The sequence below is a fragment of the Streptomyces sp. EDA2-14 genome (assembly GCF_054963755.1).
In genome coordinates this window covers 24,988-37,471 of record NZ_JBUEGE010000022.1, presented here as the reverse complement: position 1 = coordinate 37,471, position 12,484 = coordinate 24,988, and the positions used below count along the sequence as shown (strand labels likewise).

Annotated in this window: 11 protein-coding genes; 8 read left to right on the top strand and 3 right to left on the bottom strand. The window is 70.3% G+C overall.

All coding sequences use genetic code 11. The features are described 5' to 3' along the window. Positions 1–173 precede the first annotated feature (173 nt). Together ACY34M_RS35385 and pruA are read left to right on the top strand one after the other, a co-directional pair. On the top strand, positions 174–1,100 hold the full coding sequence (locus ACY34M_RS35385) for a proline dehydrogenase family protein (RefSeq protein WP_462722581.1): 927 nt from the start codon (positions 174–176) through the stop codon (positions 1,098–1,100). 59 nt (positions 1,101–1,159) lie between these two features. Further along, on the top strand, positions 1,160–2,797 hold the full coding sequence (gene pruA, locus ACY34M_RS35380) for an L-glutamate gamma-semialdehyde dehydrogenase (protein WP_462722582.1): 1,638 nt from the start codon (positions 1,160–1,162) through the stop codon (positions 2,795–2,797). A gap of 189 nt (positions 2,798–2,986) precedes the next feature. On the opposite strand, the gene ACY34M_RS35375 is transcribed toward pruA, so the two are convergent. After that, entirely contained in the window at positions 2,987–3,907 is a 921-nt protein-coding gene (locus ACY34M_RS35375; protein WP_462722583.1) for an NADP-dependent oxidoreductase, read from the bottom strand. 399 nt (positions 3,908–4,306) lie between these two features. Between ACY34M_RS35375 and ACY34M_RS35370 the strand changes: the two genes are divergently transcribed. Then, on the top strand, positions 4,307–4,450 hold the full coding sequence (locus ACY34M_RS35370) for a hypothetical protein (RefSeq protein WP_462722584.1): 144 nt from the start codon (positions 4,307–4,309) through the stop codon (positions 4,448–4,450). Between the two features lie 4 nt (positions 4,451–4,454). Here ACY34M_RS35370 and ACY34M_RS35365 read toward each other — a convergent pair whose 3' ends face one another. Then, complete coding sequence (locus ACY34M_RS35365; protein ID WP_462722585.1) at positions 4,455–6,020, bottom strand: purple acid phosphatase family protein; 1,566 nt, start codon at positions 6,018–6,020, stop codon at positions 4,455–4,457. Positions 6,021–6,185: 165 nt separating this feature from the next. Between ACY34M_RS35365 and ACY34M_RS35360 the strand changes: the two genes are divergently transcribed. Together ACY34M_RS35360 and ACY34M_RS35355 are read left to right on the top strand one after the other, a co-directional pair. Continuing rightward, on the top strand, positions 6,186–7,229 hold the full coding sequence (locus ACY34M_RS35360) for a 3-isopropylmalate dehydrogenase (RefSeq protein WP_462722586.1): 1,044 nt from the start codon (positions 6,186–6,188) through the stop codon (positions 7,227–7,229). A gap of 262 nt (positions 7,230–7,491) precedes the next feature. After that, the gene (locus tag ACY34M_RS35355; protein WP_462722587.1) at positions 7,492–8,580 is read left to right on the top strand and encodes a branched-chain amino acid aminotransferase; all 1,089 of its coding nucleotides are present in this window, start codon (positions 7,492–7,494) and stop codon (positions 8,578–8,580) included. A gap of 124 nt (positions 8,581–8,704) precedes the next feature. On the opposite strand, the gene ACY34M_RS35350 is transcribed toward ACY34M_RS35355, so the two are convergent. Beyond that, complete coding sequence (locus tag ACY34M_RS35350) at positions 8,705–8,878, bottom strand: hypothetical protein (protein WP_462722588.1); 174 nt, start codon at positions 8,876–8,878, stop codon at positions 8,705–8,707. A gap of 142 nt (positions 8,879–9,020) precedes the next feature. Here ACY34M_RS35350 and ureA point away from each other — a divergent pair, with 142 nt between their 5' ends. The 3 genes from ureA to ACY34M_RS35335 are packed head-to-tail and all read left to right on the top strand — an operon-like array spanning position 9,021 to position 12,482. Continuing rightward, entirely contained in the window at positions 9,021–9,734 is a 714-nt protein-coding gene (ureA, locus tag ACY34M_RS35345) for an urease subunit gamma (protein WP_462722589.1), read from the top strand. Continuing rightward, on the top strand, positions 9,731–11,443 hold the full coding sequence (locus ACY34M_RS35340) for an urease subunit alpha (RefSeq protein ID WP_462722590.1): 1,713 nt from the start codon (positions 9,731–9,733) through the stop codon (positions 11,441–11,443). The genes ureA and ACY34M_RS35340 overlap by 4 nt, the downstream gene beginning before the upstream one ends. 10 nt (positions 11,444–11,453) lie before the next feature. Next, positions 11,454–12,482 carry an agmatine deiminase family protein gene (locus ACY34M_RS35335; RefSeq protein ID WP_462722591.1) on the top strand — a complete coding sequence of 343 codons (1,029 nt, stop codon included), beginning with the start codon at positions 11,454–11,456 and terminating at the stop codon, positions 12,480–12,482. Positions 12,483–12,484: the final 2 nt, after the last annotated feature.

The following is a 12,484-nucleotide window of genomic DNA, read 5'->3' as shown; positions in this document are numbered from 1 at the left end:
GCACCACACGCGCCCCTTCATACAGATGTCTGAGGCGGCGGCCACAGATGCGTGACAGGTGTCGATGGCACAGGATCGGAGGGATCCTTAGATTTCACGGTGGTTCCACGTGCTGTTCCCGCTTTGCGGTGGAACAGCCCATATCTCAACTCTTGTCTCAGTGGAGGTGCCCCGTGCTGGCTCCCTTGATCCTCGCCGCGTCGCGCAGCGGCAAGATGCGCGACTTCGTGTCGGCGGCGCCGGGCACCAAGCAGGTCGTCGACCGCTTCATCGCAGGTGAGTCGGTCGACCAGGTCGTGCCGATCATCGAGGACGCCGCCGCCAAGGGCCTGGAGGTCACGCTCGACGTCGTCGGTGAGGACATCACCACCGTCGAGCAGTCGCACCTCGCGCGGGACGCCTACCTGCAGCTGATCGAGCGCCTCAAGGCGCTGGGCCTCGGCACGAAGGCCGAGATGTCCGTGAAGCTCTCGATGTTCGGACAGGCGCTGGACGGCGGCCACGAGCTGGCCCTCGCCAATGTCCGCCCCGTCGTCGAGGCCGCCGCCGAGATCGGCACCACCGTCACCCTCGACGCCGAGGACCACACCACCCTCGACTCGATGTTCGCGATCCACGAGGAGCTGCGGAAGGACTTCCCGCAGACCGGCTGCGTCATCCAGGCCTACCTCTTCCGCACCGAGGACGACGCCCGCCGCCTGGCCGCCGCCGGCAGCCGCGTCCGCATCGTGAAGGGCGCCTACAAGGAGCCCGCCGAGGTCGCGTACCAGGACAAGGCCGAGATCGACAAGGCGTACGTGCGGATCATGCGCATCCTCATGGAGGGTGCCGGGTACCCGATGATCGGGTCCCACGACCCGCGACTCGTCGCCATCGCGCAGGAGCTCGCCCGGCAGGCCGGGCGCAAGCTGGACGAGTACGAGTTCCAGATGCTGTACGGGATCCGCAGCGACGAGCAGCTGCGGCTCGCCGCCGAGGGGCACCGGATGCGTGTCTACACCGCGTACGGCACCGACTGGTACGGATACTTCATGCGCCGCCTCGCGGAGAAGCCGGCCAACCTCCTCTTCTTCGCCCGCTCGGTCCTCACCAAGGGCTGACCCACCAAGCTTCCCGTTCCGTCCCCAACTCCCAGACCCCCCGAAGGAGATACGGACCCATGACCCTCGACGCCGTGACCCAGGTCCCCGCCCCGGTCAACGAGCCGGTGCACGGCTACGCCCCCGGTTCCCCGGAGCGCGCCCGCCTGGAGGTCAAGCTCAAGGAGCTGGCCGAGAACCCGATCGAGCTGCCCTGCACCATCGGCGGTGAGCGTCGGATGGGTGGCGGCGAGCGCTTCGACGTCGTGCAGCCGCACAACCACAAGGCCGTCATCGGTACGTACGCCAACGCCACCGAGCAGGACGCCCGGGACGCGATCGACGCCGCCCTGGCCGCCGCCCCGGCCTGGCGCGCCACGTCCTTCGACGACCGCGCCGCGATCATCCTGCGCGCCGCCGAGCTGCTGTCCACGAAGTGGCGCGAGACGATGGCCGCCTCGACGATGCTCGGCCAGTCGAAGACCGCCCAGCAGGCCGAGATCGACACGCCCTGCGAGCTCATCGACTTCTGGCGCTTCAACGTCCACTACGCCCGCAACCTGCTCGCCGAGCAGCCGCCGGCGAACTCCACCGGCGTGTGGAACCGCATGGACCACCGCCCGCTGGAGGGCTTCGTCTACGCGATCACGCCGTTCAACTTCACGGCCATCGCGGGCAACCTGCCCACCGCCCCGGCCCTCATGGGCAACGTGGTGGTCTGGAAGCCGTCCCCGACGCAGACCCACGCCGCCGTGCTCCTGCTCCAGCTCCTGGAGGAGGCCGGACTGCCGAAGGGCGTCATCAACCTGGTGACGGGTGACGGCCTGGCCGTCTCGGACGTCGCGCTCAACCACCGTGACCTCGCCGGTATCCACTTCACCGGTTCGACCAAGACCTTCCAGCACCTGTGGAAGACGGTCGGCACGAACATCGAGAAGTACCGCACCTACCCGCGGCTCGTCGGCGAGACCGGCGGCAAGGACTTCGTCGTCGCCCACCCGAGCGCCGACCGCGCCGTCCTGAAGACCGCGCTGACCCGTGGTGCCTTCGAGTTCCAGGGGCAGAAGTGCTCCGCCACCTCGCGCGCCTACATCCCGGCTTCCATCTGGAACGACGGGTTCAAGGAGGAGTTCGCGGCCGAGGTCGACGGCATCAAGATGGGTGACGTCACCGACCTGTCGAACTTCATCGGCGCCCTCATCGACGACCGCGCGTTCGCCAAGAACAAGGCCGCGATCGACCGGGCGAAGGACGACGCGTCCTGCACGATCGTCGCCGGTGGCACGTACGACGACTCCGTCGGCTACTTCGTGCGCCCGACCGTCGTCGAGTGCTCGGACCCGGCCAACGAGGTCTTCTCCACCGAGTACTTCGGCCCGTTCCTCGCCGTCCACGTCTACGAGGACGACCAGTACGACGCCATGCTGGAGCAGATGGAGTCGGCCTCCGACTACGCGCTGACCGGCTCCGTCGTCGCGAACGACCGTGCCGCCGCGGCCCACACGATGGAGAAGCTCCGCTACGCCGCGGGCAACTTCTACATCAACGACAAGTCGACCGGTGCGGTCGTCGGCCAGCAGCCGTTCGGTGGCGGGCGTGCCTCCGGTACGTGTGACAAGGCGGGTGCGCCGCAGAACCTGCAGCGGTGGACGCTGACCCGCGCCATCAAGGAGACGCTGGTTCCGCCGACGGACTACGTGTACCCGCACATGGGCTGACGCCCCTGCAGCGGTGCCGCCCCCGGTCGAGGTTTTCGCCTCGGTCGGGGGCGGTTCTGCGTCGGTCGGCCTACGTCGCGGGGCTCTGCCCCGGACCCCGCTGCTCAATCGCCGCAGGGGCTTGAATTGCCCGGGCTTGATTTGTCCGGGCTTGAATTGCCTGGGCTTGAACGGCCGTCGGGGCAGGAGTTAGGCGGTCAGGACGATCTTGCCCTGGGTGTGGCCCGAGGAGCCCAGTTCGTGGGCCTTGCCGGCTTCCTCCAAGGGGAGGACCGCTGAGACGTGGGGGCGGATGCGGCCCGCTGCCAGGAGGGCGGCGGCCTTGCGGAGGGTGGGGCCCGAGGGCTGGACCGAGATCGGGGCGAAGCGGACGCCGCGGGCCTCGGCGTCCTCCTGCGTGACGCCGGGGTCCCAGAGCACCGCCGAGGCGAGCAGCCCACCGGGGCGCAGGGTGACCAGGGTGCGGGGGCCGTAGTCGCCGCCGATCAGGTCGAAGGCCACGTCCACGTCGCGCAGGGAGTGGGCGAAGTCCGTGGTCGTGTAGTCGATGGGCTCGTCGACGCCGAGTTCGCGCAGGAAGTCGTGCTTGTCGGGGCGTGCGGTGGCGATGACGTACGCGCCCTCGGCCTTGGCGATCTGGACCGCGACATGGCCGACGCCGCCGGCCGCCGCATGGATCAGGACCCGGCGGCCGGGACCGATCTGCCCGGTGTCGACGAGCGCGAGCCAGGACGTGAGCGCCGCCGAGGGGACCGCCGCCGCGTGCACGTGGTCGACGTTGCCCGGCTTCGGCGCCAGGTGCTCGGTGCGGATCAGGACGTACTCGGCGTAGCCGCCGCCCCGGATCATCGCGAACACCTCGTCGCCCGGCCGGAATTCGGTGACCTCCTGGCCCGCCGACTCCACGACGCCCGAGACGTCCCAGCCGAGCGTGAACGGCGGATCGCCGAAGATCGGCGTGGCGCCGGTGCGGGCCATCCGGTCCACCGGGTTCACCCCCACGGCCAGGACCCGCACGAGCACCTCGCCCGCCCGCGGTTCGGGCCGTTCCACCTCCACCACTTCGAGCACCTCTGGTCCGCCGAGTCGGCGCTGGCTGATGACGCGCATGGTGGGACTCCCTCCCCGGGGCCCGCCGGGCCACCGCGGCCCGGCCGGTTCGGCACCCATCGTGGGGCGTGCGCGGCGGACGCGCCATGGGCCGTCGCATCCTCGCCACCGGAGGCGTCCATACCTGTGACCGATGTGGTTCAAGAGGCTGGTGGGGCCGGTGACGTGGTGTCCGTCTCAGATAGTAGGAAGTCCGAGTAATTGTGGAGACAGAATCAGAGACCTGTCCTAGCTTTGTAGAAGCCGAACGTCTCGCCCGATCCGGCGAATGGCGGCAGCGAGCCGGAGCACCTGGCAGGCAACCCCTGCGGCTCCTCGCTCCCCGCCCTTCCGGCGCCTCGAAATCCCCTTGCGCACATGGCGCGAGGAGTCCCACGGATCTCAAGGAGTCGATCCCTCATGGCCACTGCGACGCCCGTCCGCCGCCGAGTCCGACACCACTCCCCGTCGAGCGAAGCCGACCGCCAGACCGCCAAGATCGCGGCCGCCGCCCTGCAGCGCGCGCTGGACCGCAGGGACAACGGCGGCGAGACCGGTCACTGAGACCTCAGGCCCCCCGCTTCACTTCGAAGTGGTCGATGCGCTTGCCGCTCTCGGCCAGCGCCGACACCGTCATCCGGCCCTTCGTCACCTCCACCGCGAGGAACGAGAAGCCGGTGTACCGCACCCGCGACCACTCCACGGTGTCCGGGTCGGGCAGGCGTGACCTCGTCCAGTGGAAGGTGACGATCGACTCCCGGTCGACGACGTTGCCCTCGTAGCTGTCCTTGACGCCCGGCCCGAAGCCGTAGAGGTCCTTGCCGGCGCCGCCCGCGGTGACGTACACGATGCCGTCGCGCGTCGGATCGGTCGACGCGCCGACCGGCACCGGCTTGCCGACCTCGCCGTTCCCCGTGCCCTTGATCGCGTCCGTGCGCTCGTACACGTGGTTGTGCCCGTTGATCACCAGGTCCACCTGGTGCTTGGCGAACAGCGGCACCCAGGCCTCGCGCACCCCGCCGTCCGAGGCGTGCGTCGACGTCGAGTACGCGCAGTGGTGGAAGAAGACGACCACGAACTCGATGTCGTCCCGCGCCCGCAGCTCACCGAGCCGCTTGTCGAGCCACGCGGTCTGCTTCCCGTCCAGATAGCCCTTGTTGGCGGGAATCTCGAACGAGACGTCGTTCGCGTCGAGGGCGACCACGCCCACACTCCCGTACGTGAAGGAGTAGACGCCGGGTGCCGTCCTCGGGTCCGGGCCGTTGTCGGGCAGCGACCAGCGGGCGCTCTGTCCGCCGTAGCCGTTGGGGGAGTACCAGGCCTCCATGTCGTGGTTGCCGGTCGTCACCATCCACGGCACCGACTTGGCGACCGACTCCGTCTGCGCGAGGAACTGGTCCCACACCCGCGCGTCGTATGTGTCCGACTCCTTGCCGTGGCCGCTGCTGTCGGCGTAGCAGATGTCGCCCGCGTGCAGGTGGAAGGACGGGTTCTGGCCGAGGATCACCTGGTCGTTGGCGAGCGCGTCGTAGCTGACGCCCTGGTCGCCGAAGGCCGTGAAGACGAACGTCTCCGGGGCGGCCGGCGCCGTGCGGAAGGTGCCGAGCGTGCCCAGGCGCTCCGCGTCGGCCGGGTCGAAGCCGTCGTGGCCCACGCCGTAGTAGTACGTCGTGCCGGGCTTGAGGTTGTCGAGCGCCGCGTGCAGATAGAGCTGCTCGACCTCCGGGAGCTTCTTCGACAGCGAGGGCGTGTGCAGGGCGCGCACCTCCGCCGGGATCTTCCGGCTCAGCTCCCAGGGCTTGAGACCCACCCGCAGATACGGGTTGTCGACCGCGAACGGCACCTGCCACGAGACCCGCATCTGCGTCTTCGGATCGGCGCCGAAGGCGAGATGCCGGCCGAAGGGGGCGACGAGGGCGCCGTCCACCCGGGCGGCGGCACGCGTCGGCAGCAGCGGCGCGGCGTACGCGCCCGTCGCCGAGCCGCCGCCGAGCAGGGCGGCACCGCCCACCGTGGCCGCGGCCCCCGTCAGGGCGCGGCGCCTGCTGAACCGCGTCCGCAGGTACTCGTGTTGCTCGGGCATGCTCAGGCGTCGGGCGAGATGTTCGGGGATGCCGACGTTCGGAGTGTCCATGGCAGGGCTCATGAGGAAGAACTTCCCAGTAACTTCCAACTCCCGCCAGACATACGGGTGAACAACTGCTGGCCGACAGGAGACCAGGCCCGCCCGCCCGTTGAGGACTGTCCGGATGATGGACGGGTCGTGTCATCCCATGGGACGGAGGGGTACGGTGCTGACATGTCTCGCAGCATCAATCTCGCAGTGATCCCCGGTGACGGTATCGGCCAGGAGGTCGTGGCCCAGGGTCTCAAGGTCCTCTCCGCCGTGCTTCCGCAGGATGTGAAGCTGGAGACCGAGGAGTACGACTTCGGTGCCAAGCGCTACCACGCCTCCGGTGAGACCCTCACCGACGCCGACCTCGACTCCCTCAAGAAGCACGACGCCATCCTGCTCGGCGCCATCGGCGACCCGTCGGTGCCGTCCGGCGTCCTGGAGCGCGGCTTCCTGCTGAAGCTCCGCTTCGCGTTCGACCACCACGTCAACCTGCGTCCTTCGAAGCTCCTTCCGGGTGTCTCGACCCCGCTCGCGGGCGAGCCGGAGATCGACTTCGTCGTGGTCCGCGAGGGCACCGAGGGCCCGTACACGGGCAACGGCGGCACGATCCGCAAGGGCACCGAGCACGAGGTCGCCACCGAGGTCTCCGTCAACACCGCCTTCGGTGTGGAGCGCGTGGTCCGTGACGCCTTCGCCCGCGCGCAGGCCCGCCCCCGCAAGAAGCTCACGCTGGTCCACAAGAACAACGTGCTGACCTTCGCGGGACACCTGTGGACGAACACATTCAACAAGGTGGCCAAGGAGTTCCCCGAGGTCACCACCGACTACATCCACGTCGACGCCGCGACGATCTACCTCGTCACCGACCCGGCGCGCTTCGACGTGATCGTCACCGACAACCTCTTCGGCGACATCATCACCGACCTCGCCGCGGCCGTCTCCGGCGGCATCGGCGTCGCGGCCTCCGGGAACATCAACCCGAGCCGTGAGTTCCCGTCCATGTTCGAGCCCGTGCACGGCTCGGCCCCGGACATCGCGGGCCAGGGCAAGGCCGACCCGAGCGCCACGATCCTCTCGGTCGCCCTCCTCCTGCGTCACCTCGGCTTCGAGGCCGAGGCCGCGCGCATCGAGACCGCGGTTTCCGCGGACCTCGGCGAGCGCGGTGACGCCGTGCGTTCCACCGACGAGATCGGTGACGCCCTCGTCGCCCGAGTAGTAGCCGGCTGACCCGGCGCTCACCATTACGGCAGCAGCCGCCGGGTCGCACACCGCGCCCGGCGGCTGTTCTCGTGCGGCCCCTGGGTGCGACCATCAACCCATGGGCCGCTTCACGCACCCGTATCCCCTCAGGGTCCGTTTTCGAGCACACCCCGCCCCGCGCGATAATCGAACGTGGGGCCGCGATGTACGGCGAAGCTCGGACTTCCTAGTACCGGGAGAGCAGGCGTGAACGCGGTCCGTCACAACCAACGGTGAAGGACACGCAACCATGACGACGCCCACGATCGAGCTCAAGCCCACCTCCACCCCGCTGTCCGCCGCGGAGCGCGAGGAGATCCTGGCCAACCCGGGATTCGGCCGCCACTTCACCGACCACATGGTGACGATCAAGTGGACCGAGGGCCGGGGCTGGCACGACGGGCAGCTCGTGCCCTACGGACCGCTCTCCCTCGACCCCGCGACCAACGTCCTGCACTACGCGCAGGAGATCTTCGAGGGCCTGAAGGCCTACCGCCGCCCCGACGGCTCGGTCGCCACCTTCCGCCCGGACATGAACGGCAAGCGGTTCCAGCACTCCGCCTGGCGCCTCGGCATGCCGGAGCTGCCGGTCGAGACCTTCGTCGAGGCCTGTGACCTGCTCGTCCAGCAGGACAAGGAGTGGGTGCCCGCGCACGGCGGCGAGGACTCCCTCTACCTGCGTCCGTTCATGATCGCGACCGAGGTCGGCCTGGGTGTGAAGCCCGCCAACGAGTACCTCTTCGTCGTCATCGCCTCGCCGGCCGGCGCGTACTTCTCCGGCGGCGTGAAGCCCGTCTCCATCTGGCTCTCCGAGGACCGCGTGCGCGCCGTCCCCGGCGGCGTCGGCGACGCCAAGACCGGCGGCAACTACGCGGCGTCCCTGCTCGCGCAGGCCGAGGCCGCCGCGAAGGGCTGCGACCAGGTCGCCTACCTCGACGCCGTCGAGCACAAGTGGGTCGAGGAACTGGGCGGCATGAACCTGTACTTCGTCTACGGGAACAAGATCGTCACGCCGACCCTGTCGGGCTCGCTGCTCGCGGGCGTCACCCGTGACTCGCTCCTCCAGGTCGCCCGCGACCTCGGCTACGAGTCGGAGGAGCGCCGCGTCTCCATCGACGAGTGGCAGGCGGACACCGAGTCGGGCGAGCTGACCGAGGTCTTCGCGTGCGGCACCGCCGCCGTCATCACGCCGGTCGGCACGGTCAAGCGTGCGGGCGCCGAGTGGCAGCAGTCCGGCGGCGAGGCCGGCGAGGTCACGATGAAGCTGCGCAACGCGCTCCTGGACATCCAGCGCGGCAAGGCCGAGGACAAGCACGGCTGGATGCACGAGCTGGGCTAGTCCGGCTCACGCGTCCTCACGCGTCCTCACGCGTCCTCACGCGTCCTCACGCGTCCTCACGCGTCCGAAGACCGGCCCCCGTCCCGCGCTCGCGGGGCGGGGGCCGACGCATGTCCGGGGCCGGTCACTCCCCGTCGTCGGACCCGCTCGACCGGCTGCCCGAGCCCTTCCTGGTCGCCTGCCCCAGCGCGCCGAGAACGATGAGCAGGACCTGTCCGCAGCGCAGGAGCGCGGCGCCGGTGTACTTGGCCGCCCGGATCGCCTTCGTCCGGGCCGGGGATCTCGTGGTCTCCGTCATGCGCGCATGGTCCCACCCGGGTGGCCGCCCTGTCCTTGGAATCGCGCTCTATGCCGTCCGCCTCACTTCCACCCGGCTGCCGGGCACTCGGTCCGATACGGTTTAGAGTGGCGTTCTAAGAACGACGAGGAGGCGTGACGGCGTGAGACTGACCCCCACGGAACGCGACCGGCTGCTGCTGTTCGGCGCCGCCGAGCTCGCGCGGGCCCGCAAGGCCCGCGGACTGCGGCTCAACGTGCCGGAGGCGACCGCACTCATCGCGGACACCGTCTGCGAGGCGGCCCGCGACGGGAAGCGGCTGGCCGAGGCGATCGAGGCGGCGCGCTCCGCGCTCGGGCCCGACGACGTGCTGCCGGGCGTCGCCGACGTGGTGACCGAGGTGCACGTGGAGGCGGTCTTCGACGACGGTTCGCGGCTCGCGGTCGTGAGCGACCCGATCGGCGCGGCGGAGGGCTCCCGGGGCGCCGAAGCCCCCGGCGCCCTGCTGCCGGGGCCCGATCACGAGGACCCGCGGCCCGTGCTGACGCTCACCGTCACCAACACGGCGACCGTCCCCGTCTCCGTCACCTCCCACTTCCACTTCTTCGAGGCCAACCCGCGCCTGGACTTCGTACGGGACAAGGCGTACGGGATGCGGCTCGCGGTGCCCGCGGGGTCGTCCGTGCGGTTCGGGCCGGGGGAGACGCAGGACGTCGGCCTGCTGCCGATCGGCGGGGCCCGGATCGCCATCGGGTTCGCCGGCCTCGTCGACGGGCCCCTGGACGCGCCCGGAGCCCGCGAGGAAGCCCTGCGCCGCGCCGCCGCTTGCGGATACCTCGGCGTACCGGACACGACGGAAGAGGAGAGCGCGCGATGAGCCGCCCCGGAGGCCACCCCGCCGAAGCCCGCCGACTGACCCCGTACGAGTACGCGGGCACGCACGGCCCCCGCGCGGGCGACCGCGTCCGGCTCGGGGACTCGGGGCTCACCATCAAGGTCGAGTCCGACTCCCAGGCCTACGGGGACGAGTTCCTCGCCGGATTCGGCAAGACCGCGCGCGACGGGCTGCACCTGAAGGCCGCCGCCGTCCGCGACACCTGCGACATCGTGATCAGCAACGTCGTGGTGATCGACGCCGCGCTCGGCATCCGCAAGGTGTCCATCGGCATCCGCGAGGGCCGTATCCACTCCGTCGGGCGGGCGGGCAACCCGGACACGATGGACGGCGTCGACGTCGTGGTCGGCACCGGCACCACGATCGTCTCCGGCGAGGGCATGATCGCCACCGCCGGAGCCGTCGACACCCATGTGCACCTGCTGTCGCCGCGCATCATGGAGGCCTCGCTCGCCTCCGGCGTCACGACGATCATCGGCCAGGAGTTCGGCCCGGTCTGGGGCGTCGGGGTCAACTCTCCGTGGGCCCTCAAGCACGCCTTCTCCGCCTTCGACGCGTGGCCGGTCAACATCGGCTTCCTGGGCCGCGGTTCGTCCTCCGACGGCGCCCCGCTCGTGGAGGCGCTCGCCGAGGGCGGCGCCTGCGGGTTCAAGGTGCACGAGGACATGGGCGCGCACACCCGCGCCCTCGACACCGCACTGCGGGTCGCCGAGGAGCACGACGTGCAGGTCGCCCTGCACAGCGACGGCCTGAACGAGTGCCTGTCCGTCGAGGACACCCTGAAGGTCCTCGAAGGCCGCACGATCCACGCCTTCCACATCGAGGGCTGCGGCGGCGGCCACGTACCGAACGTCCTCAAGATGGCGGGCGTCCCGAACGTCATCGGCTCGTCCACCAACCCCACCCTCCCGTTCGGCCGGGACGCGGTCGCCGAGCACTACGGCATGATCGTCTCCGTCCACGACCTCAAGACGGATCTGCCCGGCGACGCCGCGATGGCCCGCGACCGGATCCGCGCCGGGACGATGGGCGCCGAGGACGTGCTGCACGACCTGGGCGCCATCGGCATCACGTCATCGGACGCGCAGGGCATGGGACGCGCGGGGGAGACCGTGCGCCGTACGTTCGCCATGGCCGGGAAGATGAAGGGCGAGCTCGGCGACCCCGGCGTCGGCCACGACAACGAGCGCGTCCTGCGCTACATGGCGAAGCTGACCATCAACCCGGCCGTCGCGCACGGCCTCTCGCACGAGATCGGCTCCCTGGAGCCCGGCAAGATGGCCGACATCGTGCTGTGGTCCCCCGAGTACTTCGGCGCGAAGCCGCAGCTCGTCCTGAAGTCCGGCTTCCCCGCGTACGGGGTGGTGGGCGACCCCAACGCCGCCACCGACACCTGCGAACCCCTCGTGCTCGGCCCGCAGTTCGGGGCGTACGGCGCGACGGCCGCCGAACTCTCGGTCGCCTTCGTCGCGCAGGCCGCCGTGGACGACGGCCACGACACGATGCCCACCCGCAGGCGCCGCGTCGCCGTGCGCGGTACCCGCGGCATCGGCCCGGCCGATCTGCGCCTCAACTCCCGCACGGGATCCGTCGACGTCGACCAGCGCACGGGGCTCGTCACCCTCGACGGCGATCCGCTGCGCTCCGAGCCTGCCGAGTCCGTCTCCCTCAACCGCCTCTACTTCCTCTAGGGATCAGACCATGACGTATGTGATGCCGCCCGAGTGGGCCCCGCACGAGCGCACGTGGATGGCGTGGCCGGGCCCCAACCCGACCTTCTCCGACGAGGCCGAACTGGCCGGGGCGCGGGCCGCGTGGGCGTCCGTCGCGAACACCGTGCGCCGCCACGAACCGGTGACGATGGTCGTCGGACCGGGGCAGCTGGAGTCCGCGAAGGCGCTCCTCGACCCGTCCGTGGACCTGGCCGAACGTGAGCTGGACGACGCGTGGATGCGCGACATCGGCCCCACGTTCGTGAAGTCGCGCGAAAGCGGTGAACTGGCCGCCGTGGACTGGACGTTCAACGGCTGGGGCGCCCAGGACTGGGCCCGCTGGGAGCACGACTCCAAGATCGCCCGGCATGTCGCCGACCTCACGGGCACACCGGTGCACTCCACCGCGCTCGTCAACGAGGGCGGCGGCATCCACGTCGACGGCGAGGGCACGGTGCTGCTGACGGAGACGGTCCAGCTCGACCCCGACCGCAACGGGGGCCGTGCGAAGGAGGACGTCGAGGCCGAAATCCACGCCCGGCTCGGCACGACCAAGGCGATCTGGCTGCCGCGCGGGCTCACCGCGGACTACGGCGAGTTCGGCACGCGTGGACATGTCGACATCGTGGCGGCCTTCGCGGCGCCCGGCGTCGTCCTCGTCCACTCCCAGCAGGACCCGGCGCACCCGGACTTCGAGGTCAGCCGCGAGATCATCGGCGTACTGTCCGGCCGGACGGACGCGCAGGGCAGGCCCCTGGAGATCGTCGAGGTCCCCGCGCCGACCGTCCTCAAGGACGAGGACGGGGGCTGGGTCGACTACTCGTACATCAACCACTACCTCTGCAACGACGGCGTGGTCCTGTGCGGATTCGACGACCCGAACGACGAGAAGGCCGCGGCGATCTTCCGCAGGCTCTTCCCGTCCCGGAAGGTCACCCTCGTCGACGCCCGCACGATCTTCGCGGCGGGCGGCGGCATCCACTGCATCACCCAGCAGCAGCCGCGCGCGGGGGCCTGAGC